We start from the raw sequence: 19702 nt of genomic DNA on the forward strand, positions 1-19702 counted from the left end.
ATGAAGCTTTACGGAGCGACCTTATCGACTCCCAGCAGCTCTGCGATCGCTTGATGTTCTGCGGCTGGATGGGTCGGCAACTGCTGCCGAGCGTCCGTAATTAGCCAGTCGAGCGATGCGGCTTGCACGTCGATCGTCGCGCCCGTCTTATCAACGCAATAGCGGCCAAACACGAGCTTATCGACCAGTCTCACCCCCGGACCCAACCGCGAATACTCGAAAATCACGCTGTTGTCCACCGTTGCACCACTGCATACCCAGCAGTTTGGGCCAATCATCGCCGGCCCGACAATCTTCGCGCCGTCCTCGATGCAAGTCATACTGCCGATGTAGACCGGACCTTGAATATCAACTTTGTCCCAATTCACCGCCACATTCAGCCCGGTATAAATCCCCGGAGCAACTTCGTGCCCCGGAATTGGAACGTTCTTCACCTCGCCTTCTAGAACGCTGCGAATCGCTTGCCAGTAGTCCGGCACTTTACCAATATCCACCCACTCAAACTCCATCGGCAACCCGTAGAACGGCGCACCCATCTCGACGAGTTTGGGAAACAGTTCGCCGCCGATGTCATATTCTTGACCTGACGGAATGTAGTTGAGAATTTCGGGTTCAAAAATATAAATTCCGGTGTTGATGTTGGTACTGAGTGCTTCTTCAATCGAAGGCTTCTCTTGAAATGCCTTAATTTTGCCCGTCTCATCCGTGACCACCACACCGTAGCTTGAAACCTCCTCACGCGGAACGGGTTTCATGATCACCGTAGCGATCGAGCCTTTCTCTCGGTGCCACTTCACCGCCGCCGTTAAGTCCAAATCGATCAGCGCATCGCCGCAGAGAACCACAAAGGTATCATCGAAAAACGGGGAGAAATCTTGAATTCGCTTCATGCCGCCCGCCGAGCCGATCGCTTCTCCGACCAGTTCGCCATCGACAATGCGGCCTTCAAACGAATAGCCAATTTCTACGCCAAAGCGCTGTCCGTCGCGGAAGTAGCTTTCAATTTCGTGTGCCAAGTGGCTCACATTGACCATGATTTGGTCGAAGCCGTGCTGACGAAGCAACTCCAGCAAAAACTCCATCACGGGTTTTTGCAGGATTGGAATCATAGGCTTGGGAATGGTGTATGTGATTGGGCGAACCCGTGTCCCCTTCCCGGCTGCCAGAATCATGGCTTTCATAAGCGTTCTCTCTAATCCTACGCCATTATTTTCAGGTCAATTGTTAAGCAGACCGGACAATTCCGGAATGCGTCTTTCTCACTATAGAGGAGGACAGGACTTTAGACTATTCACTACCGGACGGTAAACGATAAGCTCAAGCCTAAATTGCCAGCTGTTTCCCTTAGCAGCCTAAGAAGCAAAGGTCGTAATGCTTTTAGAATCCGAAAAGCAGCCCCTTGGGTAATATGCTTTGTACGTTTGCAGTACAGATACCCTTAGCGTACCCAAATTCACAATTAGTTTATATAAATAGCAGTTTTTAAAGCTCTCTTTAAAGAAACAGCGATGAGCGCACCGCCCAGCTTCAAGGAGAATGCTCCGCAAGTTCCGGATCGCAATTCAATTCAGTCCAGCACCGCGCTTTCGGTTAGAACTTCAATAGCGCTAGCTTGTAGCAGCGCTCCTTCGGAGCTTGTCGGAGAAAATCGCACTTTAAGGTCTTGATAAAACTCTTCCTGAGCGAGTTCTACTTTCGATTGGGCTGAGAGCAGCAGTAGCGCCCAAAACACACCGACTCTCTCGTGGTTTTCAGCATGGGCGTGTGGATCATCTTCTGCCGTAGTTTTACCCTGTTCTTTTAGCTCGACCCAAAATTCCAGCACCAGTTCAAAGTCAATCCACTCTTGTCCTTTCGAGACGTGTGACCAGTGATTGACAAAGAATTCCTCGATCGCAACCGCCATTTCTGAGAGGTTTTCTTGGTGAGCGAGTTGTGCGATCGCACGCACTGCCTCAGCGCGAGGCATCTTTTCACGAGTGGGTCGTCGTCTCGGCACTCGGTCATCTAACGCCGTGGCAATAATTTGAATTTGTTCGATCAGTTCACTCAGCGTCACGCGCCGACGCTGAGGAGGATGCGCCACGGCTCGACGCCGCAACTGTCGCTCTAAATTCAGCGGCAGTGCCGATCCCAACTCAACCCCCCCTAGATCGTCTTCTAGAAACTCTTCTAACGGTTCTACAACTGCCGCTTGTGTTAAGGTTTGAGCTTTAAGTAACAGCAGCATTGACGCATACAAAAACGCTTGCCCCGATTGAGACAAGTTCGCTTCATACAGTTCGCGCCCCGTCGCCGGAGCCAAATCACTCAAAAACCGATCAATAACGTCAATGACATTGACATTCCACGGATCAAGTTCTCCGCGTTCTGCCATGTCGATGAGGAGCGCGATCGCGTCTTGAGCGAGAGAGGGAGGAGGCATAGATGAGAGACGAGGGATGAGGGATGAGAAGGAAGACGGCGATCAGGTTGTAGAGGTGAGCTACTCAAAGACGCCTTGAGCAGAGCCGTTCACTTGATTTTAATCCGCGCAAAGTAGATTGCCGCAAGCAGAATGAACAAGTATAGGGTGAACGGAACCCAAAGGCTCCAAAGACTTCCAGGGTTCGTCAAATCTCCTGCAATTTCTCCCATCCCTCCTTGCGTTAGCGTTGCTGTAAGCGTCCCTCTTTGCGAAGCGTTGCCGCAGGCATTCCTCATCCTTACGCCAATACCTCGACATCTTCCATTTTTTCTTGCGCCGCAGGCAACAGACGTTGCTCTTGGAGTTCTGCTTGATAGCGCTCTACGTCCTGCTCTAGCTCCTGAATCCGAGTTTCGCGAATTTTGACTTCTTTTCCAAGTTCGAGCGTTCGCTGGAGGTGAGACCAAACGCTGAATACCCACGCTAACACCGCCCCAATTCCCATCGCTACAATCAGTTCAACCGCTAACGGGGCTTGAAGCTGTACTCCTCGAACGATGTGGATAATTGACGGTTCAGTATTCTCGATGCCAAACAAAACGAGAGCCAAACAAATGACAAAGATGATTAAAAAATTAACTTGTCTCATCATGTTTTCTCCAATCACGCCGCTAGTCTAGCAGGGATTGGGAAAAAGGGAGAAAAAGAAAAAATAAGATTGGCAAGAAGAGATTTACTCGACAGGCGGAGGCGTGATTACGGTTTCTGTGACAATGACGGGCGACTTCTGGTTTGACAGGCGAATCGCATCGATCGTGCCTTTAATCGTGCCTGCGATCGGCACGGCAATCACGACGCCTAGCAAGCCCGCAATTTGTAACCCCACGAGCAAGGCAATGAAAATCCAAATTGGGTTTAATCCGGTGAAGTCGCCCATAATTTTAGGCGCGAGCAGATTATCTCGAATCTGTTGCAAAATTACTGCTGCCAGCGCGACTTGAAACGCTAGCCACACACTCTGAAACATTACGAGAATGGTGACGAGTCCAATTCCTAACCCGGCTCCAATAAACGGAATTAATTCTGCCAGCCCAATAATTAGCGCAAATAGCAGCGTAAACGGCACTTTCAGCGCCCAAAATACAGGAATTAAACCGCCTGCCATAAATAGCGCCAGCAGGATTTGACTCAGAAAGAAGTTGTGAAAATTTTGCTGCAGCGATTCGCTGAGAGGAATGCCAATCTTGGGTGGAAACTGGTGAATCAAGCCTTGCCACACGCGATCGCCGTAGAGCAACATGTAAAACGCCAGCACAATGATTAAGATAGTGTCGATTAAGCCCGAAACCGTGCCGATGGCTAGCCCTAACGCTTGAGACGCATAGGCTTGAATCTGACTTTCAATTTGAAGGCTGAGCTTACCCCCAAATCCTCTTAGGTCGATTGGCAAATTTCGTTGCTTTGCCCATTCATCCCAAAAATCCAAATTTTGCCGACTCGCTTCTAGCCACCCTGGAATCTTGACTAAAAGCTGATTGGTTTGATCCAGCAAGATCGGAACGAGCGTCAGGGCTAAAACGGACAACACCGTGACGGTCGAGAGCAGCACAATCACAACGGCTCCGGTGCGCTTGATCCGAATTCGTTCAAACCACCGCACCGGATAGTTCATTAGAAATGCCAGAATCGCTGAAACCGCTAGAACCGTGACCAAATGCTCAAAGTAGTACAGCACTTGACTTAGAAGCCAGATGTTTAATGCTGCGATCGGGCCTATCAAACCCAAAATCAGCAGCCGTTGTGCATTGAAAGATCGACGGCGACGCATAGAGGAGCAGAGATGAGGGACGCCCTCGGTAACACGGTGGACGCAGGAACGAGAACTTTATGAAGAAGTGGCGAGGCTAAAGGCTGTTTGCGGTTGAAGGTTCAACTGAAGGTTCACCTGCGCTAGGAGGCTGCTGATTCTTGATATAAGTTCCGATGGCAACGATCGCGATAATAATCACTGTACCAATCCCAAGCGGACTTGGCATCCAAAAAGCGGCTTCTAGGTGATTCTTCTGTCCGGGTTGCAGCATCCAGACGAGTTGCTTACCGACGCGACGAGAGGCAACCGAACCAGGACGAACAACATTTTTCGCGCCCCACGGGGTTGTGAGTTCAAATTGGAGATCGAGCAGGGGACTAGAATCGACCAAGACTTCTCCTTGGGGAGAGGCCACGCCCAGCGATCGCAGGTCTACGTCGTAGATCAATTTACGCCGTTCTAGGAGTAAAAAGTTACCTTGCTGGACGGTGAGATGAGATTCGATTGGCGGCAGTTCCACCTTGCGGCTGGTTTTTACTTTTGCTTTGGCATCAAAAAAGGTGTTAAATCGCTTCTCTAATTCCTGTCCAGTGCTAAACGGAATCGTGACTAACACTTCTTTGCTCGATACGCGACGGGCCTTGCCCCGTACCTGACGGGCGCGTTGCTCGATATTGGCAAGCCAGGCTTGAGCAGCGCCACTATTGACCCGAGTGAAGCGCTCATCTAATTGAACGTGTTGCGCGATCGTGCCTTGGGTCGGGCTGTCGAACGTGATACCAACGTCGTACTTGACACAGCCAGAGAGCGCAAAGGCGATCAGCGCAATCCAGACGACTCGCCCCGACCAAATCGATTGGAAGAGTGCGTGGGTACAGTGCGACGCGAATCGAGCAATTCGTTGAAGCATGGCAAACCAGAGAATGGAGTGTTCTTTATCATCTAACACTACTCTAGAAGGTTCGCTAACTGAACCAGATCAATCCAGCAATAATTGCGATCGCACCGCCCAACGCTACCCAAATGAATAGATTGTCTTGGGTATTGACCTGGCTGAGATCGACTGGCTCTGGAACAATAGATTTCGGCTTTTCAGGACGTTTGGGAGGCGTCACAGGCGCAAACTTTGATGTTCCTAATGCCGAGCCTTCATTGTCCGAAATGTTGGATAGGTCAGGAATCTGGGTTAGCCATTCGGGACGAGTTTTAAGTTTCGGCGCTTCGAGAATGTAGAGCAAGCGTTTTCCTTGCTTGCGCGTTTTTAAGTCGGGGTGGCGGCTCACTTTTTGACAGAGTTGGATGGCCTGCGATCGCTGCCCCGCCGCTTCGTAGGCGGTGACTAACCAGATCTGCATTTCTCCGCCGAGTCGCGTTCCACTTTCGACTAGTGCATTCGCCCGTTCTAGATACTGAACGGAGTCGCGGTAGTTTCCCCGCTCAAAGGCGGTTTTTCCTGCCTCATATTCTCGGTTGGCAAGATCTAAACGTTCAGAACTCACGATGAAAAATTCAATTAGCGACGCTTTGATCGTACTATGCGATCGTAAGCGAAACATCTACCAGAAGCTCTCTACAGAAACGAACCAAAGCTTCATGTCTGAAGGCTGACGTTAGCTCAGAACCTGTCTTGAGCAGCAATTGTCTAAAATTTAAGTCAGCCCAGCATCAGAGGCACTCCTTCGTAGTCTGCATCTCTGACGCTAATCGTTGCTTCTAGAATAGAGTACTCGGAAGTAGCAATGGAGTACCCAGAAGCAGCAACGGAGTACTCGGAAGTAGCAATGGAGTACCCAGAAGCAACAATGGAGTACTCAGAAGCAGCAATGGAGTACCCAGAAGCAACAATGGAGTACTCAGAAGCAGCAATGGAGTACCCAGAAGCAGCACTGGAGTACTGAAACACGCCTATGAAGTACTCAAAAGCAGCAATGGCGATCGCAGAGCCAACAATTGGGTTCCCAAAACTAATAATGGTTAAGTTCGCAGTGACAGCTAGGTGGGTGACAGAGATAATTGCCTTCCCCATTGGGCAAAGATCTCTGATTTCTTCAAAAAGTTAGCAGCCTACTGCATACGCAGTTTTTGTAAACCCATTGAGCTACATTTAACGGACTACTAGGCAATCAGTTCACTCACAGGAACACTAAATCCTGATAGAACACTTTTGGTGCTAACCGTCTCTCCTAGCGTCTTGAGTTCCTGCTGTTGCGACGTAATCACCAGCACCCATTGACTTTCTGGAAACACGAGCCAAACTTCCTGACAGTCAGACGTGAGATATTCCCGTACTTTTGTGAAAACCTCTTCAGCTTCATCGCTGGGAGAAATGATTTCAGCGATTAATGAAAAACTATGAGGCAGAATTTTGAAATCCCCATGCTGGACGACCAATTCTGGCACGAGATAAGCGACATCAGGACAGCGCACTCGTCCTACAGTACGACAAGGCGTTTCAGTATAAACCTCTCCACCTTGCCCGCTCGACTCTTGGTAATTGCCCCAGTAGCGAGCCAGCCGTGCTTGAATCCGTCCGGTTTTTGCGTTCATATCTCCTTTCTCGATTAATTCGCCATTGACCCACTCGGTACGATCGCGAGGATTTTCCAAAAACGCTTCTAACGTCATTTCTAAAGGAGAGGGTGTCGTGACCATAAGATTGACCTCCTAATGAATGGGACTACGACTAACTTGGCTCATCTTTAAGCACCATCTCGTGTTCATCGAGCAGCGTCATCACAGCAGGCATACCCGACGACGCTTTGCCAGTTAACTGCAAGGCTGCAATCGCCTGATCGAACGTTTCGCCTGCTCTCAGTCGCTCGGCAATCGCTCGAATGTTTGCCCAGGTTAGATCACTTTCAACAAACGCTTTCGCCATCACATTGAGCAGATCTTGCCACGGGTTGCCCTCAGCTTTGGTCATCATCGTGTGCGGAATGTTGAGACTACGATCGAATGAGTAGTACCACGTCTTTGGCTGACGTTCGAGCAATCGCTCAAACAGTTCTTGGTGGTCGGCATTGTTCACCGCGAGATCGGCTTCTGTGGACACGATGAACATCGGGGCAGCCGGATCGGTTTTAGCCCGGTTTAGCACTTCGCTGCCCATTCTTAAGAAAACGCGCAGCGTCTCTAGCTCAAAGCCTTTGTAGCCGATGGTTTCTTCTACCGATTCATCCGTCATCCACTCAAAATATCGATTAAACACATTAACGAACAAATCGACGACTCGATTGCTGCCGCTGAGATACGTCGCAAACAGCAGCGCGCGCTCAATCTCCTGGGGATGCTCTAGCGCCAGCCAAGCCGCCATTGTTCCTCCACCCGACAACCCACCGATAACCACCCTGTCACCAAATGCTTGTGCCTGCCTCAGCCAACGCAAAGCAAAGATTTTGTACTCATCGGCATCGGTAGGCAGGGGCGGTGGATTGTCTCGATTCCAGTCTCCGGCTATTCCATGCCCAGGCAACCTGGGAATAATGACGTTGTAGCCTGCTTCGTAAAACACCTGTGCCATCGGCACGAATTGGTAGGTTGCGGCGGTAAAGCCATGAAAAAAAACGCAAACGCTTGGAGTCGGCGTCGGGTGAAGGAAAAACTGCGATCGACACTGATCATTTCTCACTGGGAGCCGATCTTCTTCCGCTCGGATCTGTTGCGGAATCGATGTCGCCGCGATCGCATATTCAGTTTGAGTAGAACCCATATCAAATAACGTTGAGATAATTCGTAATTCGTGATTTAGCTCGATGAATCTAGTGATCAGAAGACGTAACCCTTTGACTTTTGATCCTAATTCACTTCCACCATTGGCGAATCCACTCACCAACGAATTACGAATTATCGCTTAGAAGGTAAAGTCTTTAGAAGGTAAAGTCTGACGCCACGATCATCGAGCCGATGCCACCATCCGTAAAGACTTCTAAAAGTAGCGAGTGCGGCTGCCGTCCGTCAATAATGTGCGCCGCTTTGACCCCCTGAGCGAGCGAACGGACGCAACAACTGACTTTGGGAATCATGCCCCCCGACACGATGCCCTGATCCATTAACTGACGAGCTTCTTGGATATCCAGGCGAGGAATCAGCGTCGAAGCATCTTTGTAGTCTTTCAGAATGCCCGCCGTGTCTGTGAGTAGGATCAGCTTTTCCGCTCCGAGCGCCGCCGCAATTTCTCCCGCAACGGTATCCGCATTGATGTTGTACGCCTGTCCCGTTTCGTCCGCTGCCACACTTGACACAACGGGGATGTAGCCCGCTTCAACTAGCGATTCGAGAATTTGAGGATTAACTCTGTTGACTTCGCCCACAAATCCAACGCCTTCTTCATCAGAAGGACGCGCTCCAATTAGGCTGGCATCTTTGCCACACAGCCCGATCGCCGAGCCGCCTGCTTGGTTGATCAGCGACACAATTTCTTTATTGACACGGCCCACTAGCACCATTTCCACTACATCCATTGTGGCGGCATCCGTGACGCGCAGCCCGTTCTTAAACTGCGCTTCGATGCCCAGTTTATCGAGCCAAGAATTAATTTCAGGCCCACCGCCATGCACCAAGATAGGACGCAACCCCACACACGCCATAAACACGACATCGCGAATGACTTTTGCTTTGAGGCTACTGTCTTTCATCGCTGCCCCGCCGTATTTCACGACGATCGTGCGTCCGACAAATCGTTGAATATAGGGCAGAGCCTCACTCAGGATGCGGACTCGCATTTCAGCAGATTCGAGATACTCGCTTTCTTTAAGCATAGAAAATTTAGCGCCAGGATAAAGGATGATTAACTACCAATTAGCATCTTCATCACACTCTATGCCTGCTTGAGCCTCGTTTGTTAAAGTTCGCTCATATTAAAGTTCTTTCATGATGCTTGGCAACAAATTTGCTGGCACGCGCGAGAGTGCCAGGGTTTGCCCTTGAATGCCAAAACGATCGTGGAAAGTTCGTACGGTCTGAACGATCGCGCTGAGGGCATTTGAATAGAAGTCCGGGTTGTTTTGCCAGCCGTGTAGCGCTTGAACGTGATGCTGAAGAGCGGTTTCAAGATAGCTAGAGCGATCGCTCGAACTGAGCGGTGCTCGATCGTCGATTGCGGTTTGATAACACGCGGCTCCCAGGTTGTAATGGGTTGCGGAGGCATCAAAGCTGAGAGCAGGAGCGGGAGATGTACCAGCGTTTGAGAGATACTGAACCGCCGACAGCGAATCTTGATAAGCTGCGATCGCGCAGTGCAAATAATTCTGCCGATCCTCATAATGAGTCGTGGGCTGATTCGCCAGATGCCAGTATGCCGTTCCTAAATTGTTTTGCGTCGCGGCAAACGCCACCGGAGCCGCTTCTAGGGTGCGATAGACCAGCGCGACTCGGTACGCGCCAATCGCCAGCAGCAGGAAATCTTCTGCTAGTGTGCCAAGTGCCTCCATCGCCTCATCGCACTGCGAGAGCGTCCAATAGGCCGTTCCTAAATTATTTTGCAGCATCGCATAGTGGAGCGGCTCTCGTTCGGGGTCGTAGTAGCGTAACGCTTCGTTGTAGGCTGCGATCGCCTGCTGCAAATTGACCGCCGTCTGCTGATGTTGAGCCAGATTCCAGAAAGCCGTTCCTAAGTTATTTTGCGTCGCGGCATAGCGCGAGGGATCTTCTTCTGCCACTCGGTACTGCAAACACGACTGGTACGCCGCGATCGCCTGCTGCAAGTTCTCGACAGGTGCATCCCGATAGGACAGGTCGCTATAGACCGAGCCTAAATTATTCAACAACATCGCACAGATCTCAGGCTGCGTCTCAGCGTCAGTTCGTTCTAGCGCAAACTGATAAGCTTTCAGCGCTTTCTCAAGATTGACCATCGGTTGAGCTGACGCCCGCGCCATCATCCAGTAGAGGTTGCCAATGTCGTTCAAGATGTCGGACACTTGAGCGGACTTGGAGGGAATGAATCGCAGGGACTGCTCGTAAGCTCGAATCGCAACGCTGTAAGTAGACGGAGCCGCTTGGGGTTGTTGAGCGCAATCTCGATACCAGTCTCCTAGTTCCCGGTATGCCGTTCCAACAAGGTCAGACGACGCGCGATCGCGATGCAGTTTCTCAATTTGCTGCAATAGACGAACGGGTTGCAGACTTGGATCGTTGAGTAGATCAATCGCGCTGTGTTCGTTGGCAGAAGCCAACCCAGACTGAAGCTCTCCATCTTGCTTGAGGGTGGCGAGAACCAATGCCCGAAACTCAGAATCAATCAGAGACTGACGCGGCAAGGTAGCAGATAGGTCTCGGTCGGGCACGATCGCGCACACGCCGTCAAATTCACGTTCTGGGGTCGGATCACCTTCAAACTCAAAGAGTGCCGTATGCCAGTGCCAAAAGTCGGGTGCAGACTGTTGAATAGAGCGGCACCACGGCCTAGTCACCCACAGTACTAGATTAAAGTTCAGCGACGATTGCAACGCAAGCTCCCCCTGGAATCGCTGAGTGGCAATTCCCTGAAGCGAGTCGAGAAACGCACGCTGAATGTGAGCAGGCTGGCGGGTCAGATGTTCTACCCCTGTAATTTGAAAGCCTAAAATCCGGCTTCTGTCCACGTCTGGAATGCTGTTTTGTGAGAGCCAAAGTCCCATTTGTCCCAACACATCTGGATTTTCTAGCTCAAGCGCAAGCGGAATCAGTCGCGGTGTTGTATCTGCTGGTCTATTAGCATCTGGTCTGTTAGCATCGCTACTTGCCGAGTCCTGCGTCGCGGCTCCATTTGTGTTGTGCTTAGTGTTGTGCTCTGTAGTGTGCTTCGCGCTAATCGCACCGTGCCGGTTTGGCGCAACCGTAAAGCTGATATCCGCGCTCAGAGCAGGACTGCTTAAATCGGACTGGAGATGAGCCGCAAATTGGTTTCGCAGCCCGACGTCATCACATACTGCAATGAAAATCTGCCGCCGGAGGTTGAGGCTCAGTGCTAACCTTAATCTCAGGTAGATGTGATGATTCAAGCTTGAAGAATGGGAAGCAAGCTTAGTCACAGGTGAGCGAAAAACAGATTGATCAACAGGAGACATCAGCATAGGGACGGAGGCTTGTCAAGCCGCCTCTATAAAATTATGAATTACTGATCTCTTCGCGCAATTTGGCTGATGTCAGGACAGAACAAGTGATCCTTGGAGCTTGAAGGCGTAAATTAGGTTTTGATAGCTCAATTTTCCCGTTAGACATGTCCTCTCGTTAGATATAGAGTTTACACACAAACCCTCTAGACGCAACAGTAGACGAAAAATTCTACTAAAAAACCAGGTGACTCAACACAGTAAGTGACCTGGTGAAATGAACGCTACAGTAGCGCTTAGTTTTCAACACGCTCGACAATTCTTGGCTTTGCTGACCTACGACACAGCAAATGCAACAAACATTAATCCGCTCACTAATACTGTACCAACCACACCCAAAATCACAAAATTCCGCTTCTGCGTTGCGGTAGGAGGCTCTGCTTGATACATTTTCGGCTCGATCGCGTAATTGTTTAAACGACCGCCCTCTTCTTCTGTATATCGCATAGCGTTTTTCCTCAATAGTTTTAGCAATTGTAACAAAGTTTGACGAACCACTCTCTAACGTAAGGAGGAAATCGCAATAATCAGGGTGAAGAAGGTGTAGATTAGCTGCTGATCGTTCCAGTCAGAGGAGAACTGGCGCTGGCATAAGCTTTTACGGGAATGCGTCCAGCTTGATAAGCAAGGCGTCCAGCTTGGTAGGCGAGCTTCATAGCGCGTGCCATTGCAGGAGGGTTTACGGCTTGTGCGATCGCGGTATTAATTAACAGAGCATCGGCTCCCATTTCCATCGCCTGTGCGGCTTCGCTAGGAGTGCCAATGCCTGCATCTACGACAACCGGGACAGTTGCATTCTCAATGATGATTTGAATATTGGCCGTATTTTTAATCCCTTGACCTGATCCAATCGGAGAACCAAGCGGCATTACGGTCGCGCAGCCCACCTCTTCTAACCGCTTAGCTAAGAGCGGATCAGCGTTGATGTAGGGCAACACGGCAAACCCTTCTTTTACCAGTTGTTCCGCTGCCTCTAGTGTGCCAATCGGGTCGGGCAGCAAGTATTTTGCATCGGGAATCACTTCTAGTTTGACGAAATTATTGTCTTCTTGACCGAGTAGCTTTGCCAGTTCTCGCCCTAGTCGAGCGACTCGAACTGCATCTTCCGCCGTTTGACATCCTGCCGTATTGGGCAGCATCCAAATTTTGCTCCAATCTAATGCTTCTGCAAGTCCTTCATGGCCGGGGGCTTGGGTTTGAACCCGGCGAACCGCGACAGTGACAATTTCACACTCGCTCGCCGCGATGCTCTGTCGCATCTCTTCAAACGTTCGATACTTGCCTGTTCCGGTCATCAAGCGTGATTTAAAGGATCGCCCTGCAATGATGAGTGAATCATCCAAAGTTGTGTCTAGGGGCTTGTCTAAGGTCTGCATCTCAATCTTGCCTCGTTTCCGTTGGAGTTGCGCGTCACGCTAATCGCGGGTTGCACATCCATTATGACGGAGAGCGATACGTCTTAACCTTGAGAAGCATGAATCTCAACTTGGCGAGCAATTAAATTGGCAAGCCAAGCGTTTAAACTAGCAGGCCAAGCGTTGATGATTTCCTACAATGCTACTTTTTGGTTGCGCTTGGGGCTAATTGCAGCTATGTATATAAAATTTCTACCTAAAAGATGAATCAATATCTATCTAAGATAAGAGCATAGACTAGTGATATCGAAGGGAAGCAGCAATTAGAATAAGTGGAATTACATTCATTAACACTTCAGGAATTTTTATGGTGAATAGAAAATCGAATGCTGCTGTCAAGGTGCAAACAACCATGCTTGACCAAGCTGCATCATTATTAGGAGACCTGCCTGAAAAACCAGACTCAACCATCTCGTTGCGACAAGCGATCGAGATGCTACAGCAAGATCTTAGAGAGTCGCTTGACAAGGGATATGACTATGACGAACTTGCTCGCGTCCTCGCTGAGCAAGAGATCGACATTAGCCCTTCCACTCTCAAGCGCTATCTTGCCATGAGCCAAAAAGACCCCGCTCAACCGCGTCGAACCCGACGATCACGCAAGGCTCACGCTGAGGATATCTCTGGCGACTTTGCTGAAGATGCAGAGTCGGAGCTTGAAGCGATCGCTGGATAATCTTTCAATACCAACTAAAATTTTCTTTCTATGGGATGGGTGTCTTGTCTAGGGTTAGGCAAGATGCCCATCCCATAATGTTTTTAGGGCAACGTTAAAGAGTTTCAGAAAATCTCAAATAACACATCTCTATTTAGAAGGGTTCTCTATATTCCTACGAACACTAAATTCTGGTGGGCACTATTTATCGCCTCGCAACGTCAAATCATCTGTCCAAACAATTATTACTGCACAAATCTAAGCGTCCCTAATTTGTTGAACCGCTTATTCCTTCGGTCTACAGTGTGTGTTAAGTGTGTATTAAAGGTTCGTAAACACAGTGTGTATTAAATCAGTGTGTATTGAATGTTTGTAAACTAAATGTTTGTAAACGATCGAACACTAAATTTCAGCACAAGCACCGACAGGAGCAGTTGTTAAAGAAGCACACGTCTGAATTCATGAGTTCACTATTGATACCTATGCAATCTCGGTTTATTTTTCGACGTTGGCGGCGAATCGTCCAAAATCTTTTCCCACTTCTGTTTGTCGTCACCTTCGTCACCGTGGTGCTTCTCGGCAGCGTCACTCCTGGAGTCGCTCAGTCTCGCCAAGAAATTCGCGGCGTTTGGATGACGATTAACGATTTAGATGTCCTGAAAGATCGCGCCAAAGTGCAAGATGCCGTAGATCAGCTTGGAAGGCTAAATTTTAATTCAATCTATCCCGTTGTGTGGAACTCTGGCTATGTTATGTATCCTAGCGCGATCGCTCAACAACAGGGCATTCAGCCCTTTGTTTACAAGGGGTCAGATGGACATGACATTCTTGCCGATCTGATTGACAAAGCGCATCAGCGTAGCCTACTTGTGATGCCCTGGTTTGAGTTTGGGCTGATGGCTCCCGAAACTTCAGAACTGGTGCTGAATCATCCCGAATGGATTACCCAACGGCGCGATGGCAGTCAGACGTCCATTAGTGGTGCAGGTGAGGTGGTGTGGCTCAATCCATTCCGCCCCGATGTTCAAAAATTCATTACTGATCTCGTGGTAGAAGTTGTGACTCAATATGATGTTGACGGCATTCAATTTGATGACAACATGAGTCTGCCGAGAGAATTTGGATTTGACGACTATACGACTGCGCTCTACAAAAAAGAGACCAAGAAAACGCCATTAAGTCCAACTGATCCGGCCTGGATGCGTTGGCGTGCCGATAAGATTACGGCGTTTATGGCGCAACTAAAAAAAGCGGTGAGAGAGCGGAAGCCCTACGCCATCTTCTCGATTTCTCCCAACTACTATGATCTTGCCTACAAGTTTCATCTGCAAGATTGGCTTGCGTGGGTGCGACAAGGTATTGCCGACGAATTGATTGTGCAAGTCTATCGCCCAAACCTGCAAAGCTTTATTAGCCAGCTTTCCCGTCCAGAACTGCAGGAAACGCAACGGAAGATTCCGACAGGCGTTGGTATTTTAACGGGCTTGAGAACTAGCCCAGTCGGAATTGCCCAAATTCAGGAGCAAGTGCGAGCCGCGCAAGACCGAGGCTTAGGCGTCTCTTTCTTTTACTATGAAAGTCTCTGGGAAGCGGCTCCAGAAGAAACGAACTACCGACAAGCAGGATTTCAAGCACTGTTTCCGGCTCCAGCCCTGCGATCGATTACAACCGTGCAGCCGTTTGAGTTGCCGAAGCCTGGCTCAACTCCAGTGCTACAGGATAGCAAGTTCTCGTTACCTAGCTCACCGTAAAGCAGATCTGTCACGTTCACAAATCAAAGTTGGTATCACTCATCTCAACTAAGCTCTGCCTCATCACTAAACAATAACTAACGATAACTAATGTCCATTCGATTTAAATTCTCTAGTAGTACTGTCCTCGTCAGAGCACTGAGCTTGACCGTCGGCACGCTCGCAGTGCTCATGGTGCGGGTTCCGGTTCAGGCGCAAACCACCTTTTCAGATGTGCAGTCGAGCAATTGGGCAGCAGGCTTTATTCAACCATTAGCAGATCGGGGTATAATCCGTGGCTTCCCGGATGGTAGCTTTCGCCCAAACGCTCCTGTTACCCGTGCCGAGTTTGCGGTCATGGTAGATCAAGCATTCGATCGATCTGCTGTCCGCAGTGCCATTCGCTTTAAAGATGTGCCAAGCCGCTACTGGGCATCTAGAGCTATCCAAGCCGCTTACACAGAAGGCTTTTTGAGTGGCTATCCCGGCAGTGTTTTCAATCCTGCTCAAGCGATGCCTCGCGCTCAAGTCTTAGTTGCCCTTGCGAGTGGGCTGCAACTTGAGCCTCAAGGAACCAACATTACAGTAATCGGTGGTTTCAGTGACTACGAGTCAATTCCTTACTATGCCGAGGATGGCGTGGCGGCTGCGGTCTTTCGGCTGATCGCTGTGAACTATCCCAATGTCAAGTTCCTTAACCCAAATCGAGCGTCAACCCGTGCTGAGGTCGCTGCCTCAATTTATCAAGCCCTCGTCGCTTCTGGTAAAGCTCCCAAGATCGTCTCCCCCTACATCTTTTCTGCTGGCGGCCAGTAATTCTTTAGACGCTCCATAACAGCTTCGATCGTTTTTTTCAGTAAAGCACCTTGTAAAATTCACTCTATCGATAGAAGTTTTACCTAGTACTTGATCTACAAAAGCCTTGCAGGGAGAATTAGGCGAGCGGCGTTATTGAATGTCCGTTCGCTGTTTTTCTGATGTCATCTGCTAGGTTGAATCTCTTTGACTAAACTAAAAAAGACTAAACTAAAAAATTCTAAAAATGCTTCAAGGCAGCCTCTCAAGCGAGTGCTGCATCAACTAGGCAGCTATCGGCTGATTGCTCTTGGCGCGATCGCAAGTCTACTTTTGCTGACCGGTGCCAATGCGATTACGCCCCAACTCTTTCGCTGGGGAATTGATCAAGGCATTGCTCAGCAAAATCTTCGCGTTGTCTTGATTAGTGGTGCGTGGATGGTCGTCGCTGCGATCGCGCGCGGAATTTTCAATTTTGGTCAAACCTTCTGGGCAGAAAGCGCCTCTCAAGGAGTGGCTTACGATCTGCGAAATCAAATTTTCAGCAAAATTGAAAATCTCAGCTTTAGCTATCACGATCGATCGCAAACCTCGCAACTGCTGACCCGCGTGACCAGCGACATTGAGCAAATTCGCACCTTTGTGGGAACGAGTTTAATTCAGGTAATCGGGGCAGTTGTCACCTTGGTGAGCATTGCCATTATTTTGCTAATTATGAATTGGCAGTTAGCGCTAATTACCTTAGCGATCGTGCCCTTAGCAAGTTGGATACTGATTCGATTTTTGCAGGGAAACGGAGATTTGTTTCGGCAAGTGCAAGAGCAGTTAGGCGATCTCAACGCGGTTTTACAAGAGAACTTATTGGGAATCCGGGTGGTTAAAGCGTTTGTTCGCGAAAGAGCCGAGCGATCGCGCTATACCAACCTAAACGAAGAATTAATCAACACGAATATGAAAACAATTCGTGCCATTCGGGGAACATTTCCCATCATCTTTTTATTGAGTAATTTGATCACCGTCATTGTGATTGGGTTTGGAGGCGTACAGGTCATTAACGGCAGCTTCTCTATTGGCGAACTGGTTGCGTTTAATTCCTATTTGCTCTTTATTCTTCAGCCGATCTTGCTGATTGGATTTGCGGCTCCTGCGATCGCACAAGCGGAAGCATCGGCTGAGCGCATTTACGAAGTCGTCGATGCCGAGATTGAAATTCGTGATCGTCCCGGAGCCGCCACCTTCGATCGTTGTGGTGGCAGAATTACCTTTGAAAATGTGCGATTCCGCTATCCTGGCTCAACGACCGAAGCGTTGAAAGGAATTTCGTTTGAGACAAAACCGAAAGAACTGATTGCTATTTTAGGCATGACGGGTTCGGGCAAAAGCACGATCATTAACCTGATTCCGCGATTTTATGATGTCACATCTGGCGCGGTGAGAATTGATGGACGAGACGTACGGGATATCTCGTTGGCGAGCTTGCGATCGCGCATCGGAATCGTCTTTCAGGACACAACGCTGTTTTCGGGAACGATCGGTGATAACATCGCCTACGCCAAACAAGACGCCACAATAGATGAGATTATCGACGCGGCGAAAACGGCTCACATTCATGACTTCATTTCAGATTTGCCTGACGGCTACGATACGATCATCGGTGAACGAGGAGTCGGATTGTCAGGCGGACAAAAACAGCGGATTGCGATCGCGCGAACCCTTCTCACCGACTATCGCATTCTCATTCTCGATGACAGCACCTCTGCTGTAGATGCCAAAACTGCCGCCCAAATTCAAGATTCTTTAGATGATTTGATGCAGCGCAAAACCTGTACTTCGTTTGTGATTGCTCAACGCATCAGCACGGTCAAAAATGCCGATCGCATCTTGCTGATGGATCAAGGACAGTTAGTAGCCCAAGGTAGCCATGAGGAGTTGCTGGCAACGAGTCCACTGTATAGCGCGATTTTAGAATCTCAGGTCAAGCAAACGCAGCCAGGAGTACAGCGATGAAACCAGATTCTGTTGCCCCTAAAGCAAATGCGCGACCCAGATCGACGCTACAACGGTTTCTACAGTATGTCCGTCCGTATCGCAAAGAGGTTCCGGTCGCGCTGGGGCTCGTGGCACTCGGAGCCGCGACTCAAGCGTTAGGCCCGTTTCTGATCGGCTGGTCAATTGATAACTTAATTATTCCAGGCAACGTGCGCGGACTCGCGTTCATGCTGACCCTATTGACGGTTAACTATGTTTTTGGGGTGCAAGCGATTCGGGGACAAATCTTGCGCGTGGGTTGGATTGTGCAGCGAATTTTGGCGCAATTGAGACAAGACATTTTCCTCAAAGTGCAGAGTTTGCCGCTTAGCTTCTTCGATCGCAGTGAAGCTGGAGATTTGATGAGTCGTTTGCTAAACGATGTGAATACCGTCAATCAGGCATTTGGACAAACAATCGCACAGATGTTGGGAAACTTATTTAGTTTGCTTGGCATTATCATTGCCATGCTTGCGATCAATCTACAACTCGGACTGTTGAGCAATCTGGTTGTTCCCCTGATGATTTTGACGACTAGCTTGTTTTCTCGATGGGCGAGAGAACGGTTTCGAGTCACCCGTCGGACGATTGGCGATCTGTCTACGAAGCTTGAAGAAGATATTGGTAGCGTTAAAGAAGCGCAAGCGTTTAATCGAGTCCGCCTCAATATTGAAGAATTTCAACAACTGAATGCGGCGAATCGCGATGCTAATATTCAAGCCGTTGCAATCACGGCGGCGTTTCTACCGTCGATCGATGTTTTGAATACTCTAGCGACCGCAGCAGTGTTAGCTTATGGGGGCTACTTGGCAGTCACCGGACAAGCGACCGTTGGGGTTGTTACTGCATTTTTACTCTATGTGCAGCAGTTCTTTCGACCGATTCAGATTTTGAGTCAGTTTTATACTCAAGCCCAATCTGCGATCGCAGGTCTAGAACGCATTTTTGCGCTATTAGATGAACCGGCTCAGCTCAAAGATGCACCCGATGCCTACGAGATGCCTCCTATTCATGGAGATGTAACCTTCGAGAATGTCCAATTTGGCTATACGTCGACTCAGCGAGTTCTCAATGGCGTCAACTTTCAGGCGGCTTCAGGACAAACGATCGCGCTCGTTGGGCCGACAGGCGCAGGTAAAACGACGATTATCAATTTGATCTTGCGCTTTTATGATGTGACGGGTGGTGCGGTCAAGATTGACGATGTTGATATTCGTCAGGTGACTCAAGCAAGTTTACGACGGCAAATTGGTATTGTTCTGCAAGATACGGTTCTCTTTCGAGGTACGGTTGCAGAAAACATTGCGTTTGGGCGTCCGCAAGCGACGCACGCAGAGATCGAAGCGGCGGCTCAAGTTGCCAATGTGCATGACTTTATTACCTCTTTGCCGCAAGGCTATGCGACTGAGTTGGGTGAGCGAGGCGCAATGTTGAGTCAGGGACAGCGACAACTGCTGAGTATTGCTCGTGCCGTCTTAGTTGATCCACGTATTTTGATTCTCGATGAAGCAACGAGTAGTATTGATACGCGAACAGAAGCGCTGGTGCAATCTGCGATCGCACGTCTGCTACAAGGGCGGACTAGTTTTGTGATTGCTCATCGCCTTAGTACGGTGAGCCAAGCTGATCAAGTCTTTGTGATTCAGCAAGGACAAATTGTAGAGCGGGGAACTCATGCTGAACTAATGGCACAACAAGGTATTTATGCTAATCTCTATGCTCTGCAGTTGGGAAGTGCAACTGCGGCTTAATCACTTTAGAACAGACTTTT

18 protein-coding genes are annotated in these 19702 nt (G+C 49.3%); 6 read left to right on the forward strand and 12 right to left on the reverse strand.

Annotated elements, in window-relative coordinates; all coding sequences use genetic code 11:
- Positions 1 to 8: 8 nt before the first annotated feature.
- From AC5I6P_RS04965 to AC5I6P_RS04990, 6 genes are all read right to left on the reverse strand, one after another.
- Positions 9 to 1181, reverse strand: coding sequence for a nucleotidyltransferase family protein (locus AC5I6P_RS04965; RefSeq protein ID WP_495692650.1), 1173 nt, complete (start codon positions 1179 to 1181; stop codon positions 9 to 11).
- 386 nt (positions 1182 to 1567) lie between these two features.
- Entirely contained in the window at positions 1568 to 2425 is an 858-nt protein-coding gene (locus AC5I6P_RS04970; RefSeq protein WP_495692651.1) for a segregation/condensation protein A, read from the reverse strand.
- A 280-nt stretch (positions 2426 to 2705) separates the two neighbouring features.
- Positions 2706 to 3059: a lipopolysaccharide assembly protein LapA domain-containing protein gene (locus tag AC5I6P_RS04975; protein WP_495692652.1), complete on the reverse strand. Its 354-nt coding sequence runs from the start codon at positions 3057 to 3059 to the stop codon at positions 2706 to 2708.
- 81 nt (positions 3060 to 3140) lie between these two features.
- On the reverse strand, positions 3141 to 4235 hold the full coding sequence (locus AC5I6P_RS04980) for an AI-2E family transporter (RefSeq protein ID WP_495692653.1): 1095 nt from the start codon (positions 4233 to 4235) through the stop codon (positions 3141 to 3143).
- Between the two features lie 76 nt (positions 4236 to 4311).
- On the reverse strand, positions 4312 to 5127 hold the full coding sequence (locus AC5I6P_RS04985) for a DUF3153 domain-containing protein (RefSeq protein WP_495692654.1): 816 nt from the start codon (positions 5125 to 5127) through the stop codon (positions 4312 to 4314).
- 55 nt (positions 5128 to 5182) lie between these two features.
- The gene (locus AC5I6P_RS04990; RefSeq protein ID WP_495692655.1) at positions 5183 to 5716 is read right to left on the reverse strand and encodes a hypothetical protein; all 534 of its coding nucleotides are present in this window, start codon (positions 5714 to 5716) and stop codon (positions 5183 to 5185) included.
- Between the two features lie 240 nt (positions 5717 to 5956).
- On the opposite strand from AC5I6P_RS04990, the gene AC5I6P_RS04995 reads away from it, so the two are divergent.
- Positions 5957 to 6115, forward strand: a complete 159-nt coding sequence (locus tag AC5I6P_RS04995) for a hypothetical protein (protein WP_495692656.1) — start codon at positions 5957 to 5959, stop codon at positions 6113 to 6115.
- Between the two features lie 217 nt (positions 6116 to 6332).
- Here AC5I6P_RS04995 and AC5I6P_RS05000 read toward each other — a convergent pair whose 3' ends face one another.
- The 6 genes from AC5I6P_RS05000 to AC5I6P_RS05025 form a co-directional block, all read right to left on the reverse strand.
- A complete protein-coding gene (locus AC5I6P_RS05000) occupies positions 6333 to 6869 on the reverse strand; it encodes a Uma2 family endonuclease (protein ID WP_495692657.1) in 537 nt (178 codons plus the stop codon).
- Between the two features lie 31 nt (positions 6870 to 6900).
- Positions 6901 to 7926, reverse strand: a complete 1026-nt coding sequence (locus AC5I6P_RS05005) for an alpha/beta hydrolase (protein WP_495692658.1) — start codon at positions 7924 to 7926, stop codon at positions 6901 to 6903.
- Positions 7927 to 8083: 157 nt separating this feature from the next.
- On the reverse strand, positions 8084 to 8974 hold the full coding sequence (gene argB, locus AC5I6P_RS05010; RefSeq protein ID WP_495692659.1) for an acetylglutamate kinase: 891 nt from the start codon (positions 8972 to 8974) through the stop codon (positions 8084 to 8086).
- 99 nt (positions 8975 to 9073) lie between these two features.
- On the reverse strand, positions 9074 to 11269 hold the full coding sequence (locus AC5I6P_RS05015) for a tetratricopeptide repeat protein (protein ID WP_495692660.1): 2196 nt from the start codon (positions 11267 to 11269) through the stop codon (positions 9074 to 9076).
- A 315-nt stretch (positions 11270 to 11584) separates the two neighbouring features.
- The gene (gene psb34, locus AC5I6P_RS05020) at positions 11585 to 11755 is read right to left on the reverse strand and encodes a photosystem II assembly protein Psb34 (RefSeq protein WP_495692661.1); all 171 of its coding nucleotides are present in this window, start codon (positions 11753 to 11755) and stop codon (positions 11585 to 11587) included.
- Between the two features lie 101 nt (positions 11756 to 11856).
- Positions 11857 to 12684, reverse strand: a complete 828-nt coding sequence (locus tag AC5I6P_RS05025; RefSeq protein WP_495692662.1) for a thiazole synthase — start codon at positions 12682 to 12684, stop codon at positions 11857 to 11859.
- A 346-nt stretch (positions 12685 to 13030) separates the two neighbouring features.
- Here AC5I6P_RS05025 and AC5I6P_RS05030 point away from each other — a divergent pair, with 346 nt between their 5' ends.
- From AC5I6P_RS05030 to AC5I6P_RS05050, 5 genes are all read left to right on the forward strand, one after another.
- Positions 13031 to 13399 carry a hypothetical protein gene (locus tag AC5I6P_RS05030; protein WP_495692663.1) on the forward strand — a complete coding sequence of 123 codons (369 nt, stop codon included), beginning with the start codon at positions 13031 to 13033 and terminating at the stop codon, positions 13397 to 13399.
- 461 nt (positions 13400 to 13860) lie between these two features.
- A complete protein-coding gene (locus tag AC5I6P_RS05035) occupies positions 13861 to 15129 on the forward strand; it encodes a glycoside hydrolase family 10-like protein (protein ID WP_495692664.1) in 1269 nt (422 codons plus the stop codon).
- A gap of 90 nt (positions 15130 to 15219) precedes the next feature.
- Positions 15220 to 15924, forward strand: coding sequence for an S-layer homology domain-containing protein (locus AC5I6P_RS05040; protein WP_495692665.1), 705 nt, complete (start codon positions 15220 to 15222; stop codon positions 15922 to 15924).
- A 252-nt stretch (positions 15925 to 16176) separates the two neighbouring features.
- A complete protein-coding gene (locus AC5I6P_RS05045; RefSeq protein ID WP_495692666.1) occupies positions 16177 to 17910 on the forward strand; it encodes an ABC transporter ATP-binding protein in 1734 nt (577 codons plus the stop codon).
- On the forward strand, positions 17907 to 19682 hold the full coding sequence (locus tag AC5I6P_RS05050) for an ABC transporter ATP-binding protein (protein ID WP_495692667.1): 1776 nt from the start codon (positions 17907 to 17909) through the stop codon (positions 19680 to 19682). The genes AC5I6P_RS05045 and AC5I6P_RS05050 overlap by 4 nt, the downstream gene beginning before the upstream one ends.
- Positions 19683 to 19702 lie beyond the last annotated feature (20 nt).

This window comes from Myxacorys sp., assembly GCF_059501405.1.

Bases quoted from the DNA above. Each gene is read 5' to 3' on its own strand.
- AC5I6P_RS04965 (WP_495692650.1), bottom strand. From the start codon at position 1,181: ATGAAAGCCATGATTCTGGCAGCCGGGAAGGGGACACGGGTTCGCCCA.
- AC5I6P_RS04970 (WP_495692651.1), bottom strand. From the start codon at position 2,425: ATGCCTCCTCCCTCTCTCGCTCAAGACGCGATCGCGCTCCTCATCGAC.
- AC5I6P_RS04975 (WP_495692652.1), bottom strand. From the start codon at position 3,059: ATGATGAGACAAGTTAATTTTTTAATCATCTTTGTCATTTGTTTGGCT.
- AC5I6P_RS04980 (WP_495692653.1), bottom strand. From the start codon at position 4,235: ATGCGTCGCCGTCGATCTTTCAATGCACAACGGCTGCTGATTTTGGGT.
- AC5I6P_RS04985 (WP_495692654.1), bottom strand. From the start codon at position 5,127: ATGCTTCAACGAATTGCTCGATTCGCGTCGCACTGTACCCACGCACTC.
- AC5I6P_RS04995 (WP_495692656.1), top strand. From the start codon at position 5,957: ATGGAGTACCCAGAAGCAGCAACGGAGTACTCGGAAGTAGCAATGGAG.
- AC5I6P_RS05000 (WP_495692657.1), bottom strand. From the start codon at position 6,869: ATGGTCACGACACCCTCTCCTTTAGAAATGACGTTAGAAGCGTTTTTG.
- AC5I6P_RS05005 (WP_495692658.1), bottom strand. From the start codon at position 7,926: ATGGGTTCTACTCAAACTGAATATGCGATCGCGGCGACATCGATTCCG.
- argB (WP_495692659.1), bottom strand. From the start codon at position 8,974: ATGCTTAAAGAAAGCGAGTATCTCGAATCTGCTGAAATGCGAGTCCGC.
- AC5I6P_RS05015 (WP_495692660.1), bottom strand. From the start codon at position 11,269: ATGCTGATGTCTCCTGTTGATCAATCTGTTTTTCGCTCACCTGTGACT.
- psb34 (WP_495692661.1), bottom strand. From the start codon at position 11,755: ATGCGATATACAGAAGAAGAGGGCGGTCGTTTAAACAATTACGCGATC.
- AC5I6P_RS05025 (WP_495692662.1), bottom strand. From the start codon at position 12,684: ATGCAGACCTTAGACAAGCCCCTAGACACAACTTTGGATGATTCACTC.
- AC5I6P_RS05030 (WP_495692663.1), top strand. From the start codon at position 13,031: ATGGTGAATAGAAAATCGAATGCTGCTGTCAAGGTGCAAACAACCATG.
- AC5I6P_RS05035 (WP_495692664.1), top strand. From the start codon at position 13,861: ATGCAATCTCGGTTTATTTTTCGACGTTGGCGGCGAATCGTCCAAAAT.
- AC5I6P_RS05040 (WP_495692665.1), top strand. From the start codon at position 15,220: ATGTCCATTCGATTTAAATTCTCTAGTAGTACTGTCCTCGTCAGAGCA.
- AC5I6P_RS05050 (WP_495692667.1), top strand. From the start codon at position 17,907: ATGAAACCAGATTCTGTTGCCCCTAAAGCAAATGCGCGACCCAGATCG.